Source organism: Ruegeria sp. CDSA034, from assembly GCF_059612275.1.
The window spans coordinates 69,002-83,272 of record NZ_JBXWQH010000006.1 but is presented as its reverse complement, the minus strand read 5'-3'; the positions used below and the strand labels follow the sequence as shown (position 1 = coordinate 83,272).

15 protein-coding genes and 1 tRNA gene are annotated in these 14,271 nt (G+C 56.0%); 10 read left to right on the top strand and 6 right to left on the bottom strand.

Annotated features, from left to right (window positions below; translation table 11 throughout):
* Positions 1-63: 63 nt before the first annotated feature.
* Positions 64-471 (top strand): universal stress protein, encoded by a 408-nt coding sequence (locus tag AC2FLJ_RS12240; RefSeq protein WP_108860159.1) that lies wholly within the window; start codon positions 64-66, stop codon positions 469-471.
* Here the strand turns inward: AC2FLJ_RS12240 and AC2FLJ_RS12235 are convergent.
* Positions 456-959 carry a HugZ family pyridoxamine 5'-phosphate oxidase gene (locus tag AC2FLJ_RS12235; RefSeq protein WP_496698880.1) on the bottom strand — a complete coding sequence of 168 codons (504 nt, stop codon included), beginning with the start codon at positions 957-959 and terminating at the stop codon, positions 456-458. The genes AC2FLJ_RS12240 and AC2FLJ_RS12235 overlap by 16 nt on opposite strands.
* Before the next feature lie 230 nt (positions 960-1,189).
* Between AC2FLJ_RS12235 and AC2FLJ_RS12230 the strand changes: the two genes are divergently transcribed.
* The 3 genes from AC2FLJ_RS12230 (at position 1,190) to AC2FLJ_RS12220 (ending at position 2,296) form a co-directional block, all read left to right on the top strand.
* Positions 1,190-1,504 (top strand): excalibur calcium-binding domain-containing protein, encoded by a 315-nt coding sequence (locus AC2FLJ_RS12230; RefSeq protein WP_370737422.1) that lies wholly within the window; start codon positions 1,190-1,192, stop codon positions 1,502-1,504.
* A gap of 97 nt (positions 1,505-1,601) precedes the next feature.
* Complete coding sequence (locus tag AC2FLJ_RS12225) at positions 1,602-1,892, top strand: hypothetical protein (protein WP_058273445.1); 291 nt, start codon at positions 1,602-1,604, stop codon at positions 1,890-1,892.
* A 50-nt stretch (positions 1,893-1,942) separates the two neighbouring features.
* A complete protein-coding gene (locus tag AC2FLJ_RS12220; protein ID WP_496706018.1) occupies positions 1,943-2,296 on the top strand; it encodes an MmcQ/YjbR family DNA-binding protein in 354 nt (117 codons plus the stop codon).
* On the opposite strand, the gene AC2FLJ_RS12215 is transcribed toward AC2FLJ_RS12220, so the two are convergent.
* The 4 genes from AC2FLJ_RS12215 to AC2FLJ_RS12200 form a co-directional block, all read right to left on the bottom strand.
* Positions 2,293-3,000 (bottom strand): ORF6N domain-containing protein, encoded by a 708-nt coding sequence (locus tag AC2FLJ_RS12215; RefSeq protein WP_496706016.1) that lies wholly within the window; start codon positions 2,998-3,000, stop codon positions 2,293-2,295. The genes AC2FLJ_RS12220 and AC2FLJ_RS12215 overlap by 4 nt on opposite strands.
* A gap of 203 nt (positions 3,001-3,203) precedes the next feature.
* Positions 3,204-4,124, bottom strand: a complete 921-nt coding sequence (locus tag AC2FLJ_RS12210; RefSeq protein WP_496706014.1) for a methyltransferase domain-containing protein — start codon at positions 4,122-4,124, stop codon at positions 3,204-3,206.
* 175 nt (positions 4,125-4,299) lie between these two features.
* The gene (gene uvrB / locus AC2FLJ_RS12205) at positions 4,300-6,489 is read right to left on the bottom strand and encodes an excinuclease ABC subunit UvrB (protein WP_496706012.1); all 2,190 of its coding nucleotides are present in this window, start codon (positions 6,487-6,489) and stop codon (positions 4,300-4,302) included.
* Positions 6,490-6,569: 80 nt separating this feature from the next.
* On the bottom strand, positions 6,570-7,049 hold the full coding sequence (locus AC2FLJ_RS12200; RefSeq protein ID WP_108860189.1) for an SRPBCC family protein: 480 nt from the start codon (positions 7,047-7,049) through the stop codon (positions 6,570-6,572).
* Between the two features lie 154 nt (positions 7,050-7,203).
* Between AC2FLJ_RS12200 and AC2FLJ_RS12195 the strand changes: the two genes are divergently transcribed.
* From AC2FLJ_RS12195 to AC2FLJ_RS12180, 4 genes are all read left to right on the top strand, one after another.
* The gene (locus AC2FLJ_RS12195) at positions 7,204-7,515 is read left to right on the top strand and encodes an ETC complex I subunit (RefSeq protein WP_109312827.1); all 312 of its coding nucleotides are present in this window, start codon (positions 7,204-7,206) and stop codon (positions 7,513-7,515) included.
* A complete protein-coding gene (locus AC2FLJ_RS12190; protein WP_282120187.1) occupies positions 7,516-7,992 on the top strand; it encodes a GNAT family N-acetyltransferase in 477 nt (158 codons plus the stop codon). It begins immediately after the preceding gene.
* 21 nt (positions 7,993-8,013) lie between these two features.
* A tRNA-Arg gene (locus tag AC2FLJ_RS12185) sits at positions 8,014-8,090 on the top strand.
* Between the two features lie 238 nt (positions 8,091-8,328).
* A complete protein-coding gene (locus tag AC2FLJ_RS12180) occupies positions 8,329-9,768 on the top strand; it encodes a CAP domain-containing protein (RefSeq protein WP_496706010.1) in 1,440 nt (479 codons plus the stop codon).
* 464 nt (positions 9,769-10,232) lie between these two features.
* Here AC2FLJ_RS12180 and xylB read toward each other — a convergent pair whose 3' ends face one another.
* Entirely contained in the window at positions 10,233-11,669 is a 1,437-nt protein-coding gene (gene xylB, locus AC2FLJ_RS12175) for a xylulokinase (RefSeq protein ID WP_496698895.1), read from the bottom strand.
* Between the two features lie 120 nt (positions 11,670-11,789).
* Here xylB and AC2FLJ_RS12170 point away from each other — a divergent pair, with 120 nt between their 5' ends.
* Together AC2FLJ_RS12170 and AC2FLJ_RS12165 are read left to right on the top strand one after the other, a co-directional pair.
* A complete protein-coding gene (locus AC2FLJ_RS12170) occupies positions 11,790-12,815 on the top strand; it encodes a LacI family DNA-binding transcriptional regulator (protein WP_282120190.1) in 1,026 nt (341 codons plus the stop codon).
* A gap of 94 nt (positions 12,816-12,909) precedes the next feature.
* Positions 12,910-14,211 carry an ABC transporter substrate-binding protein gene (locus AC2FLJ_RS12165; RefSeq protein ID WP_282120191.1) on the top strand — a complete coding sequence of 434 codons (1,302 nt, stop codon included), beginning with the start codon at positions 12,910-12,912 and terminating at the stop codon, positions 14,209-14,211.
* Positions 14,212-14,271: the final 60 nt, after the last annotated feature.

Here is a 14,271-nt window from a genome sequence, read left to right as displayed (position 1 = left end):
TGAATCAATGCCTAACAGCCTGAGATGGTGCAGGGTTCAGGCGTGAAAACGGAGGTGCGCGTCATGTATCACAATATTCTTGTCCCCATTTCCTTTGATGCCGAAAGGGATATCTCTGGGCCGTTGAAGCTGGCCGAAATACTGGCGACATCGGATGCACAGGTCACGTTGCTGCACGTGGTCGAGCATATTCCAAGCTACGCCATTTCTTACATGCCGCCCGAGTATCTGGCCGAAGCTCGCAAGGCGCTGCAGATGGAACTGGACGCGCTTGCGGAAAAACTGCCCAACGCCAAAGGTGTTCTGGTCGAGGGTCATTCGGGGCGGACAATTCTTGACTGGGCAGTCGAACATAAGCCTGACCTGATCATCATGGCATCTCACCGTCCGGGGATGCAGGATCTGTTGCTGGGTTCTACGACCAACCACGTCGTGCGCCATGCGGCCTGCGCCGTTCATGTGGTGCGCTGATCGGGCCAAATGTCGGTTGGGGCAAGGCGCCATGCCTTGCCAAAGCCGCCGTTCAAAACTGCATCGGAAATGGTGAACGTGACGAACCCGAAATCGGTGAAGTCCGCATAGAGCTTGGCCTTGGGGCGAAGGCTCAGATAACGCGCGCGCAGCGCGGTGTGTTTCTCTGTCTCTCTGACGACGAACTGCGCGTTGGCATGCAGCGTCAACCTTGGGTGTGTCAACGGATCGCCTTTATCACCGGGTTCACCAATCAACAGGGCGCAGGCCGGATTGGTGGTCAGTGCCCGGGTGTGGTCGGCCAGGGTTGAGATCAACGTGACCGGATGCCCCTGACCATCCGTTGCTAGTGCCACGCGCGACACAGAAGGAAACGCACTATCTGGGCGCAGCACGGCCAGCGCGCCGAACGGCGCGTTTTCGATCAGGTTGCGGGCCATTTGGCAGGCTGTGTCATCAACCGGGCGGTACGGATCGGTGTTGGTCATTGGTGTCTCAGCCTTGGGCGTTCATTCGGGTGCAACATTATCCGTATTGCGACCTGTGCGCGAGGGGTCGTACAGGTCTCGATTTTGCCGCAAAGCCGGTTTAAGTCTCCGATATGGTTCTCAATGATTCCGAGCAGGGCTCGAATAAGAAAAACCAAAGAGCCGCAGCGCGGCATCGGCGCGCGGATGCGCTGCGCAGACGAGCGTTGTCGCCTGTACGCATCATTTTCATGATCCTCATGTTGCCCGCCACCACCGCGGCGATCGCGGTGGGTGTCTTTTTGCGAACATCCGAATTCGAAAGTCCCGATGCCCTTTTGCATTTGGTAGCGTTGGCTGGTTGTCAGGCCGCCGAAGCGCTTGTACCCGGGCCGTACTGGGACGGTGAGCCGGGATATCACGCGCGCAACGATACGGATGGAGATGGTGTTGCCTGCGGGGCGACGGCTCCTCAGTTCGCAACTCCCCAACCGGCTGCGGACCCTCAACCAGCTGCGGCGGCGCCTCAGCGGCAGGTGGGTACGGCCAAGTTCGTCCGGCCCTGATCACCTCGACCCGAAACATTCAAATCTATGCTATAGTACACGTGACGCGCCAATTCGGCCGTCAGTGGGGGATTTCGCCCTGAAAGGGAGAAAAGTCATGTTTGCACGTATTACGCAGTTCAAAATGAAGCCTGGCATGCGGGATGCTGCCGAGGCCAAAATGAATGAACTGAAAGACCAGATTATGGGCATGGAAGGTATGCACAGCTTTACCAATGTCATGAACGAGGACGGCACCGGATTTGTCGTCGCAGTTGTCCAAAGCGAGGAAACATCAAACGCAAACGCATCCAAAGTGGCCAAGCTTTGGGGCCATTTCGCCGAATTTCTGGAAGGCCCGCCATCCCCTGCGGGGTTTGATGTGGTGGTTCACTGGGACAAGGGATAAAACCTCGCCCAGCGCTTGCCAAACCACACCCAATCGCCAAAATTGGGCTGATGACCCGCGATGAATTCAACAGCTTTTGTGCCAACCTCAAAGCCACCAGCCATGTGGTGCAATGGGGCAATGCGGATGTATGGAAAGTAGGCGGCAAGGTTTTTGCGCTCTGTGGCTGGAACGACGGCAAGGATGCTTTCACTTTCAAAGCGACCGATCTGGCTTTTGAGGTGCTGGGCAGCGAACCCGGCATCCGCCCAGCGCCTTATCTGGCGTCACGGGGCATGAAATGGCTGCAGGTCTATGACGAACGCGGCATGAGCGATGAGTCGCTGCGCGAGCATATCGTGACGTCCTACGAGTTGGTCGTGGCCAAGCTGACCAAGAAATTACGGGCGGAATTGGGCCTTTAGCCCTTCATCGCCTGCAGCAATTCCAGCAGTTGTTTCCGGTCGCCGTCATCCGTGTAATCGCCGGTGGCCAGACGCTCGGCAATGCGCAGGCGCAGGCGTTCCTGCTGGGTGCGCACCTCTTCGCCGGCGGTCTCAGCCAGAGTTTTCATGATCATCGCCACCGCTTGTTGCCGCTTGGTGGTGGGGTTGGCGATATAGTCGACGAGGCTCTGTTGCCCGGAATCGAGGATGTTTTCGGCCAGATCACGCAGTTGATCGCCATTGGGCAGCAGCGGGGCAGGGGCGTCCTCGGGCGGCAAGATTTCCGGTACGCTGCGCGGGGTCTCGGCCAGCGCATTTGCGCCGTCGACAAAGGCCTCGGTGATCATCCTTGTGATCTTGATGGCGCGCGGGTCCTTGAACAGAGCCGAGGCGATGGCCACGCCGTAATCCGTATAGACCCACGGGTTGACCCGCCGCCCACCGCGGCCTTTGGGTTTTGAGATCACATTCTGTGATTGCAAATCGGCGACCTCGGCATCGGACAGCTGAAAGCGGTAACCCTCGAACAGGTCCTTGTTGCGCGACACGGCCTGATTGAAGGCGCTGACGGATTTTCCGTAGAACTGCGCCAGATCCTCGGCCAGCACCACGCGAGTGCCGCGCACCCGGTGAATGGCGCTTTGGACTTCATGAGTGCTGGGCAGGATATTGGGTTTCGTCATGGCAACCGTTTGGAATCACAATTTGTGATTTCAAACGTGGAGGAGTGTGCGCTGGGCTGCAAGTTTGAAGTGTGGGACGTTGGGCATCAGCGATACCAATGTGAGCAAACCGCGTCGATTCTTGGAGAGGTTACGGATGGGCGCCCAAAAAGAGACGGGCGGGGTTTGGGGTAGGATGGCGTTTTACCCCATTGCGTCAAAACTCAGGTTCGCTTGAGTTCCTTTGTTACACGTACGTTGATTCCCGTCGCATCCTTCGTTTCCGATCGGTCATGGCTGAATTCGTCCACGATGGCCTCGCAACCGAAAGCACCAAAATCTACAACTTGGCTGGTTTCTCTGTTCCACACTCGAAGCTTGGAAGCATCGTGTTTTTCGATGTTCCACTGGTGAAAACCCAAATAGTCTTGTGCCACCGCTTCATTTATAAAATGCTGGAAACACGCTGTGCCACCGGCCTTCAGAGCACTGCAAATCTGTTCGAATGCCTGCACTGGAGCGAAACCGTGGTCAATTGAGTTTTGCGCAAGTATGAAATCGAACCGCTCTTCCCCAAACAATTCAGCTGTTTTCTCAGCTACACCAAAAACAAGATCATACCCGCGTTCAATACCATAGAGGTCCATCAGAACATTATAAGCCCGTGCCAGCGGGTCCACGGCCATAACGTTCAATTTTTTATCGCCGTGAAGTCGACCAATCGCAGGTTTGAGAGCGCAACCAATATCCAGAATTTCGAATTGGCCGTCGGCGTTCTTTGGCAATACATCTTCGTATTGAAATGGGAATTCCAACAGAAACGCTTTACGGTACCGCTCGCGGTCGGAGCCGGTTAGGTTCTCGGACATATTATCCCACCAGAACCGTAGTTCGTCTTCAACCCCAGAGGTCCAGTCCTTTGCGTCAATTCCGTGACTGCCGCATTCCTCCAGCACGCTCAGAGTGAGCCCCTTAAGCGAGGTCAGCACCAAGCGTTCGCAAGACCTATACCAGTCATTTCTCGAACGGTAAGTTTCGAGCTCATCAGCAGCGGCTAAAGATACAGAAAGCTTCCTATCCAACTTGATCAATTGGTAATCACGAGAGCGGAGTACTTTGTTTAGCTCCTGACGAAAACTACCCATTCAAATCCCTTTACTCTGCCCTGTCGCCCGCAATCCAAGACTTTCTACACCCATCCGGCGGATGTCGCATAGCAACCGTTGAATGCCTTTGGCCGGGCTTTTATTATAATAGCCTAAAAGCTCAAGCCAGGTGACTTGAGGCTGAATCCCAAGGGATTCCTATTTTCTTCGGCCGCTAATTCCGCTTCCTTCTCTTCACATTCCCGCCCCTTTGTCCCGGCCTGCCAGCAGTTGAGCGCCCGCGCGATTTCACCGCATCCTCCGAGGCTTTCTCGACCGCCCATTGCCGCGCCATGGGGTCGTCGGCGATGGCGAGGTCGACCGCTTCCAGACGTTTGATCTCATCCCGGATATTGGCGGCCTCTTCGAATTCCAGGTTCTCTGCGGCCTTGCGCATCTTGTCGCGCAGACCGTCCAGATGGGCCTCGAGGTTGGCGCCGTGCATCGGTTTGTCGATGGTGGCGGTGACGCGGTTCATGTCGACGTCGCCCTGATAGAGACCGGCCAGAACGTCCTCGACATTCTTTTTCACCGTCGCAGGCGTGATGCCGTTTTCCTCGTTATAGGCGATCTGTCTTGCGCGGCGGCGGTTGGTTTCGTTCAGGGCGCGCTCCATACTGCCGGTGACCTTGTCGGCATACATGATCACACGGCCATCGGCGTTCCGCGCGGCGCGACCGATGGTTTGAACCAGTGAGGTTTCGGATCGCAGGAAGCCTTCCTTGTCCGCGTCCAGAATGGCGACCAGCCCGCATTCGGGGATATCGAGCCCCTCGCGCAGCAGGTTGATGCCGATCAGCACGTCGAACGCCCCCAGACGCAGGTCGCGCAGGATTTCGATACGTTCCAGCGTGTCGATATCCGAGTGCATGTAGCGGACCTTGATGCCCTGTTCGTGCATGTATTCGGTCAGATCCTCGGCCATGCGTTTGGTCAGGGTGGTGACCAGCGTGCGATAGCCATCGGCGGCGACCTTGCGCACCTCGTCCAGCAGATCGTCGACCTGCATGCCGACAGGGCGGATTTCGACCTCGGGGTCCAAGAGCCCGGTGGGGCGGATCACCTGTTCGGTGAAGACACCGCCGGTCTGTTCGATCTCCCACTTCGCAGGCGTCGCCGAGACAAAGACGGATTGCGGGCGCATGGCGTCCCATTCCTCGAACTTCAGGGGGCGGTTGTCCATGCAGGACGGCAGGCGGAACCCGTGTTCGGCCAGCGTGAATTTGCGCCGATAGTCGCCCCGGTACATGCCGCCGATCTGCGGCACGCTGACATGGGATTCATCGGCGAAGACGATGGCGTTGTCGGGGATGAATTCGAACAGGGTCGGGGGTGGTTCCCCCGGTGCGCGGCCGGTCAGATAGCGGGAATAGTTTTCGATCCCGTTGCACACGCCCGTCGCCTCAAGCATTTCCAGATCGAAATTGGTACGCTGTTCCAAGCGCTGCGCTTCCAGCAATTTGCCCTCGCCGACCAGTTGATCCAGCCGGATGCGCAGTTCCTTTTTGATGCCGATGATCGCCTGCTGCATCGTTGGTTTCGGTGTTACGTAGTGTGAATTCGCATAGACCCGCACCTGATCCATCGACGCGGCGCGTTCGCCGGTCAGCGGGTCGAATTCGGTAATAGTTTCCAACTCCTCACCAAAGAACGAAAACTTCCACGCCCGGTCCTCAAGGTGAGCAGGCCAGATTTCCAGTGAATCGCCCCGAACCCGGAACGAACCGCGCTGAAACGCCTGATCATTGCGGCGGTATTGCTGGGCGACCAGATCGGCCATGATCTGACGCTGGTCGTATTCGTTGCCGACCTTCAGATCCTGCGTCATCGCTCCGTAAGTTTCGACCGAGCCGATACCGTAGATGCACGAGACCGAGGCCACGATGATCACGTCATCGCGTTCCAGCAGCGCGCGGGTGGCCGAGTGGCGCATCCGGTCGATCTGTTCGTTGATCTGGGATTCTTTCTCGATATAGGTATCCGACCGCGCGACATAGGCCTCGGGCTGGTAATAGTCGTAGTAGGAGACGAAGTATTCGACCGAGTTTTCCGGGAAGAAGCCTTTGAATTCGCCATAAAGCTGGGCCGCCAGCGTCTTGTTGGGCGCAAGGATGATCGCAGGGCGTTGGGTTTCTTCGATCACTTTGGCCATAGTGAACGTCTTACCGGTCCCCGTCGCGCCCAGCAGAACCTGTTCTCTTTCGCCGTCAAAGATACCGCTGGTCAGTTCCTTGATCGCAGTTGGCTGATCACCAGCAGGCGCAAACTCGGTATGCATGACGAACTGCTTGCCGCCTTCGAGTTTCAGGCGCGCGCGAACGTCATCAGCGGTCAGCTGTGTCTTGTCGGAATGGGCATAGGGCATAGGCAGGCTCCGGGTCAGGCCCTTACATTTGTTCTTATTTTGTCCAACTGCAAGGCCTGATCCGGTTCAGAAACTCAGTTTCAGTAATAGGCATACTGTGCGTCGGGGATTTGAACCGATTGCACCTTGTCGGCCAGCGCTTTCAGATTGCTCTCCAGAACCCGGCCCATCATCGCCTTCATCAGCGTTTGACCCATCAGCCAGCCCAGCGGGCCATATTTCATCTGGTAATCCATGCTCCAGACGACTCGCGAATGGCCATTCGCGAGGGGTTCGATGGTGATGGCCGCATGTGCTTGGGTCAAAGGCATCGCCGGCATCTCTGACAAGCGTACGCGATAGCCTTTGTTGACTTGCCAATCGGTCACTTCCTCGACCAGCGAGGTGCCGTTTTCAAAGTGGCAACGCCGTTTCGACCCGACGCCGTCTTGCCCAGTCGTCAGCGCATCCACCGAGGCGACTTGTGGCGCGAATTCGTCGATATGCATGAAACGGCTTAGAATGGCCCAAAGGGATTCGGGCCGGGCGTCGATTTCCAGGCTTTTTCTGTGGTGGATCATGTCGGTGTCCTCTTGATGGCCTTGCACGATTTATAAAAGGCCCTGATGACAGTTTCTGACATCAGGGCGTGACCAGCCGCGACAATTCCCATCTTGTCCCAGCCTGTACTCTGACGCATAAACAATCTCAGCCAAGTGAGGACGGAGGGGCGACATGCGCGCACGGATTTACAAGCCTGCCAGGAACGCAATGACTTCGGGGATGGCCAAGACCCGCAAGTGGGTTCTGGAATACGCGCCCGCGTCGTCGCGTGAGGTTGATCCGCTGATGGGCTGGACATCTTCCGACGATACGCAAACTCAAGTGCGCCTGAAGTTTGACACCAAAGAAGAGGCCCTGGATTATGCCAAAGACAATGGCATCGAAGTCCAGGTTAGCGAACCGCACAAACGCAAACCCAACCTGCGTTCGCGCGGCTATGGTGAGAATTTCGCCACCGATCGGCGCGCGCCCTGGACCCACTAAATGATCGAAATCCATGAGGCAGATCCGACCTCGGACGCGTTGCGTCCATTAATCGAGGCGCATTTCGCCCATGGCGAAGCTGCAGGACCTGCGGAAAGCAACCATACAATGGATGCCCAGGCTTTGGCTGCCGAGGGCATCAGGTTCTGGGCCATGTTTGAGGACGGACAACCCGTCGGCTGCGGAGCGTTAAAGGCGTTGCCGGACGGAACGGCCGAGGTGAAGTCAGTTCACATCATCTCGAAGGTGCGTGGACGCGGTCTGGCGCGTCAGATGATGAACCACCTGACAGATGAGGCTGGCATCCAAGGGGTGGCGGCTTTGGTTCTGGAAACAGGTGCGGAACATCTGCCGGAATATGCGGCCGCCCGTAAGCTATATGAACGGCTTGGGTATTCCTATTGCGGTCCGATTTTTGGATATGAAGACGACCCGAACAGCGCCTTTATGCGCTTGGCTCTTGAACCCCGGAAGTAAAAACAGCAAGAAGGGCCCAGCGGTCCCGTAGCTCAACTGGATAGAGCAGCTGACTTCTAATCAGCAGGTTGAGGGTTCGAGTCCTTCCGGGATCGCCAACTACTCCAAACCACAATGCGTAGATTACCTATTTTAGCCGCCTATGGTGGGCCGCGGTTTATGCAAATTTGGGTAGATGTTGCTTCTAGGGATGAGTCGTACGCAAAATATTGCCGCCCCTACTACTTTGTCGAGCGAATCTCTGCCGTTTAAAGCCTTCACGCGATTTTGGACTGCAGTTTGCACTGATCTGAACAAGTTTGACTGCAACACATGCGAACAATCGGAGGATGGACGATGTCGCAGGCCAGCACGCTTGAGCGTGAAATGCTTAATTTGATCAATGCAGAACGTACGTCGCGTGGCCTTGATCCTGTTCAACTTGAACTCCGCCTGAACGCTTCGGCTGAAGAGCATAGCCAGTGGATGCTGGGATCCGGTAATTTCTCTCATACTGGTGAGGGTGGAAGCTCGGCTACCCAGCGCATGCGCGACGCGGGTTTTGTATTGTCCGGATCATGGGCGACGGCCGAGAACATAGCCTGGCAAAGCCAGGGCGGTGAGCCGGGATATTCGGACGATGTCGTCGATTTGCACAATGCACTTATGAACAGCCCTGACCACCGCGCCAACATTCTAAATCCAAACTTGGCTTACATCGGTATCGGAATTGAGATTGGTACATTTGGTGGCATTCCTGCCGTCATTGTGACCCAGAATTTTGCCCGCACCACGGCGAGTGTACAGTTGGACACTGGCGCCGGTTCGGATGCCGGTGGTTCTGATACGCCAGCCGATCCGGTACCGGTCGTTCCCGATCCGGGCGAACCGGCAGATCCGGTTTCGACATCCTCGCAAGAGAATCTGTCTTTTGGCGACGCGGACACCCTCAGAGTGACGCCGGAAGAATTGGATCAAAGTGTTATCAGCGGGTTTGGAGTGGGCAAGTCCCTCGTCATCGAAGGTGTCGAGCTTAGTCGGTCCAACATTCGCTTGACTGAAAATTCGAACGTTGAATTCGATGTTGATGGTGACGGTAGGACGGATCTGACGATTTCGCTGGACGGCGGGCAGTCGGGCGGCGACTTTTTTGCCGTCACCAAGGATGGAAATACCATGGTCAGCTATGCTAAATTTCTGCCTGACCTTGCGCCTGGGGTCCGCGTTGATAGCAGCGTGATCAACGGCATTGTGAACAAATCCTTTCTCGAAGGCGATGGCACGACCGATTTTCGGATACAGATGGTCAACCTCGGAACCGCTGACTTTAACAATGTCCTTGGCGTTTATGATATTCTAAGTAACGGCGAAATTGCGAATGTGCGCCTGCTGTTTGAAAACACCAATGAAGCGAATGGCGCGGTAGAGCTAAGTAATTTGGCGGACGGAAACCGTCTTGGGTTCTTTATTGTTCAGGATAGTGCGGATTGGGCCCAGACCCTTTCAGACAGCGACAATCTAGGTTTTGTTGCCAGCAATGGTGGCATGGCAGACGTGGACGACGAATTTGATTTCGTTTTAACGGTGAATGGGAACTCTGCTGGCGTCACCACGTTTCACGCTGAAAAGGCGGCCTTGAACAGTGACAATCAGCAACACGCGCTGTCCGGTATCGTGTCGGGCGGCCAGGCAATGACCATCGGTTTCGAGGATTTGACGGGTGGGGGCGATTCCGACTTTGAGGATGTCGTATTCAACGTAACCAGGCTTGAGGACGACGCGTTCTTGATGGTCTAAGTCTGTTTGCCGTGTGCTGCTGACAAACGTATTGAAAGTCTGCGCGCCCTACTTTCGATAACAAAGGTAAGTGTCAGACGTCGATGATATCGCCCTTTCTGCGTTCTCCTTGAATGCGCCGTAGGATTGATGCCTGCGCGCTACGGGCGCAACAACTGCCGTTGGACATTTCACGGTTTGATGCCACTCCTTTGGTAGCGTTCATTGCAGCAAGGCGCACGCACTTGGGAATTGAAACGGGCGGAGGCTTTCCGAGCAGATGCTGTGCGGATTGCCCTGACTAAAGCGGTGGGTCTGGTGAACCGATGCTGCGATAGTGGCGAGTGCCTATTGGGCCTTGAAAGCAGTGTTCAAAACTAGGGTTTGCAAGCAAGAGCTTTCCATGATCCGCGGTAAAGAATGACCGGTAACCTTAGTTAACGTTCTGCTTGGCATCATGGCCACGGAAAACGACTGTATATAGGTCAGTCTACTACCTTCACTGCGGTGTAGAGTCGGCGAAACAGCCTCAGTCTGTCGTGCAGCGCACCGGGACTAGCGGGTTCAAACCTGTCTTTTGTCTGGGGCTGAACTGCCAGATCGGCAATACTAATGGTACCAACTCCACAGGCGGCCAAAAGGGCTGCGCCATAGGCGGGGCCAGAATCCGATCCTTCTGAGCGTACCACCGGCTTTCCTGTCACCGATGCAATCAGGCCCAACAAGAGGTCCGATTGACTGCCGCCGCCGATGGCCGCTAATTCCGGTAGATTTTCTACAGTGTCTCCGAAGCTCTGCGCGGCATCGGCAAAACAAAAAGCAATTGCCTCGACCACGGAACGGCAGAGATCCGCGCGCGTTGTCGAATCCTCAAGACCAAAGAAACAGGCACGAATATGCGGATCCCCGAGGGGGCTGCGTTCACCCGTCAAATACGGCAGGAAAATCGGCCCGCGATCACCGCTGACCGTTTCGGCAAGCGCAACAACTTCGGCAGCGGACAGCTCCAATTGACCACCAATCCACGAAATCGGCCTTGCGCCGTTCAGCATAGCGGCCATTTGATACCAACGGTCGGGCAATGTGTGCGCAAAAGCATGCACATAGCGTTCAGGATTGGGCTTGAACCGACGGTCCGCCACGAACAACTGGCCGGACGTCCCCAGTGAAATGAACCCACGTCCCGGTTCGGTGGCGCCCAAAGATACCGCCCCGGTTGCCGCGTCTCCGCCTCCGGCAACGACGGGCACGCCGGGTTTCAGCCCGGTTTCAGCTGCGGCTTGCGCCGTCACGGTTCCGACGACGACGTGACCGTCGAAAACCTGCGGCAGCCAATCAGGCGCGACATCTGTGGCTTCGGCAACTCCGACATGCCATTTTCGCGATGCCTGATCGAGCCACATTGTACCGGCTGCATCGGACGTGTCGGTTGCCAACTCTCCATGCAGGCATAACCCGATGTAATCTTTGGACAGCAGGATATGAGCAAGTCGGGCATAGTGTGCCGGCTCATGTTGTTTCAACCAGGCGATTTTGGGTGCCGTGAAACCCGGCAAAGGGAGGACGCCAGCGATATGACCAATCTGCGGCTGGGCTTCGCGCAGTTCATCGCATTCACGTACCGCTCTGCTGTCATTCCACAGGATCGCCGGACGGATCGGGCGCAGATCGCGATCCAGCAAAACTGCCCCATGCATCTGACCGGACAACCCGATGGCCTGCACCTCAGACAGCGTGACTTGTTTTGCAAGTTGGCTCAATGCATCGCGCGTCGCCTGCCACCAAATATCCGGGTGCTGCTCTGACCAACCAGGCTGCGGCGAGGAAGTCTTTATGTCTATTGAAGACGTTGCAAGAATTCGATCGGTATCCGCACAGACAAGTTTGACCGCTGACGTTCCGATATCAATCCCGAGAAACATTCAATCCCCTTGCCCGCAGAAACGCCCGGACCTTGCATGGCTATTGATTTTTTAGCGCGCGCAAAGAATATGTAAAAATATGATAAGATCAAGGCGGCTCAGATCCGCAGGCAGACTGACATGACCAAAATAAAGAATATGGAAGAGTTCGCAGCCCTCAGTGGCATCTCGCGGCCTACGGTATCCAAGTACTTTCACGATCCCGACAGCGTTCGCCCGACAACACGGGCCCGTATCGAAGAGGCGCTGGAGCGGTTCGACTATCGCCCCAATATTTATGCGGTGAACCAGAACCGGAAACTGACCAAGAATATCGGCATCGTCGTGCCCTATCTGGCTGATCCGTTCTTTGCCGAAATCGCGCGCTATTTGGAACAAAGCTGTATCGCGGCGGGGTATCGTCCATCCCTCTTTAGCTCTCATGGTGAACAAAAACTGGAAAACGACATTCTGGACGGGCTGCAATCCATGAAGCCTGCCGGGGTTTTGTTGGCGCCATTGGGACGGACCTCAGACCAATCAGTGATCGAGAGGTTCTGCGCGAATGTGCCGACTGTTTTGTTCGACAGTAACCTAGAGGGTCTGGGTGCCGCGTTTATCGGGTCGGACAATTTCAGCTTTGTGTCGCAAACCGTGGAATACATGATCCGGACGGGCGAGCCCCCGTCATTCTTCGAAATGCGAACGCCTGCAAACCCGAACGCCAATAAACGCCGAAAAGCCTATGTTGAAGTCATGGAGCGTCTCGGGTTCGAGCCGCATATCATCAGAGTCGACGGTAAGGGCTGGGCGTTTGAAGAAATCGGTCACAAGGGTGCGCTGAAAGTTCTGGCGGAAAATGAGCTGCGAACAAACTCGGTCCTGTGCAGCAATGACCGGCTGGCAATCGGTTTTCTGGCGGCTTGCTACGAACAAGGGATTCGGGTCGGAAGACGGGACGATTGCGCGCTGCGTCTGGCTTCAAATGACGATCATCCCTTCGCAAAATTTACGTGCCCCTCTCTGACCACGGCTGCGCATGACTATGACAATGTGGCCGGGCGCAGCGTCGAAACTCTGTTCGAACTCATTGAAAGTGGAGGGAAATTTGAAACACGGTCGGAAACGTTGTTCCCTGCAAGGCTGGTTTTGAGGGATTCCGCGTAATCCTAAAATTTAACGCGCGTAAAGTTTTCATTGACGCCGCGACAATTTTTACATTACGTTCTCTGTACGACATCCAAGCTCAGGGAGGACAGGGATGTATTTGAGAAACGCACTTCGTGCGGCGACTGCAATGACACTCGTCGCGACGGCAGCAGCTCATGCGGATACCTTAACAATAGCGACCGTGAACAACGGCGATATGATCCGGATGCAAGGCTATACTGATAAATTCACCGAGGCGACCGGCATTGACGTCGAATGGGTGACGTTGGAAGAAAACGTGCTGCGTCAGCGCGTAACTACCGACATCACGACCAAGGGCGGTACGTTCGACATCATGACAATCGGCATGTATGAAACGCCGATCTGGGGCGCAAATGGCTGGCTGGTGCCGCTGGATGGCCTGTCCGAAGAATACGACGTTGGTGACATTCTGCCCGCGATGGCAGGTGGGTTGAGCCATGACGGAACGCTTTTCGCGGCGCCGTTTTATGGTGAAAGCTCGATGATCATGTACCGCACTGACCTTATGGAAAAGGCGGGCATGGAAATGCCTGATGCGCCGACCTGGCAGTTCATCAAAGAGGCCGCCGCCGCGATGACCGACCGCGACGCCGAGATCAACGGCATCTGCCTTCGCGGCAAGGCTGGTTGGGGTGAAGGCGGAGCCTTTATCACTGCGATGTCCAATTCATTCGGTGCCCGCTGGTTCGACGAAGAATGGAAGCCTCAGTTCGATCAGCCCGAGTGGGCAGATACACTGAATTTCTACGTTGAAATGATGAACGAATCCGGTCCTGCCGGCTATGCCACCAATGGGTTTAACGAAAACCTGTCGCTGTTCCAGCAGGGCAAATGCGGCATGTGGATCGACGCGACAGTTGCGGCGTCTTTCGTGACCAACCCTGACGACTCTACGGTCGCGGATCACGTAGGATTTGCGCTGGCACCTGACACAGGATTGGGCAAGCGGTCCAACTGGCTTTGGGCGTGGGCACTGGCTATTCCTGCTGGCACACAGCAAGAAGATGCTGCCAAGCAATTCATCGAATGGGCGACCTCAAAGGACTACATTGAGCTAGTGGCCGAAAGCGAAGGATGGGCAAACGTTCCCCCGGGTGCGCGTACGTCTCTGTACGAGAATCCGGAATACCAAAAGGTTCCGTTCGCCAAGATGACACTGGACTCAATCCTGTCAGCTGATCCGAACAGCCCGACGGTGAAACCCGTCCCGTACGTTGGCATCCAGTTCGCCGCAATCCCGGAATTCGCAGGCATCGCCACACAGGTGAGCCAGGAGTTCTCGGCGGTATATGCCGGACAGCAAACGGTTGAGGAGGCACTTGCCAAAGCGCAGGCTTTCACAGCCGAAGAAATGGAAGCCGCCGGTTACTGAGGCATCCTCCCAACGGGTGGGCAGAGGTCTGCCCCCCGTTTCAACCCTTCCACAATTCGC

Excerpts from the sequence above, each read along its gene's own strand:
- AC2FLJ_RS12230 (WP_370737422.1), top strand. The coding sequence starts at position 1,190 with ATGATCCTCATGTTGCCCGCCACCACCGCGGCGATCGCGGTGGGTGTC.
- AC2FLJ_RS12180 (WP_496706010.1), top strand. The coding sequence starts at position 8,329 with ATGTCGCAGGCCAGCACGCTTGAGCGTGAAATGCTTAATTTGATCAAT.
- AC2FLJ_RS12225 (WP_058273445.1), top strand. The coding sequence starts at position 1,602 with ATGTTTGCACGTATTACGCAGTTCAAAATGAAGCCTGGCATGCGGGAT.
- AC2FLJ_RS12235 (WP_496698880.1), bottom strand. The coding sequence starts at position 959 with ATGACCAACACCGATCCGTACCGCCCGGTTGATGACACAGCCTGCCAA.
- AC2FLJ_RS12215 (WP_496706016.1), bottom strand. The coding sequence starts at position 3,000 with ATGACGAAACCCAATATCCTGCCCAGCACTCATGAAGTCCAAAGCGCC.
- AC2FLJ_RS12240 (WP_108860159.1), top strand. The coding sequence starts at position 64 with ATGTATCACAATATTCTTGTCCCCATTTCCTTTGATGCCGAAAGGGAT.
- AC2FLJ_RS12170 (WP_282120190.1), top strand. The coding sequence starts at position 11,790 with ATGACCAAAATAAAGAATATGGAAGAGTTCGCAGCCCTCAGTGGCATC.
- AC2FLJ_RS12190 (WP_282120187.1), top strand. The coding sequence starts at position 7,516 with ATGATCGAAATCCATGAGGCAGATCCGACCTCGGACGCGTTGCGTCCA.
- AC2FLJ_RS12165 (WP_282120191.1), top strand. The coding sequence starts at position 12,910 with ATGTATTTGAGAAACGCACTTCGTGCGGCGACTGCAATGACACTCGTC.
- AC2FLJ_RS12220 (WP_496706018.1), top strand. The coding sequence starts at position 1,943 with ATGACCCGCGATGAATTCAACAGCTTTTGTGCCAACCTCAAAGCCACC.
- AC2FLJ_RS12195 (WP_109312827.1), top strand. The coding sequence starts at position 7,204 with ATGCGCGCACGGATTTACAAGCCTGCCAGGAACGCAATGACTTCGGGG.
- xylB (WP_496698895.1), bottom strand. The coding sequence starts at position 11,669 with ATGTTTCTCGGGATTGATATCGGAACGTCAGCGGTCAAACTTGTCTGT.
- AC2FLJ_RS12210 (WP_496706014.1), bottom strand. The coding sequence starts at position 4,124 with ATGGGTAGTTTTCGTCAGGAGCTAAACAAAGTACTCCGCTCTCGTGAT.
- AC2FLJ_RS12200 (WP_108860189.1), bottom strand. The coding sequence starts at position 7,049 with ATGATCCACCACAGAAAAAGCCTGGAAATCGACGCCCGGCCCGAATCC.
- uvrB (WP_496706012.1), bottom strand. The coding sequence starts at position 6,489 with ATGCCCTATGCCCATTCCGACAAGACACAGCTGACCGCTGATGACGTT.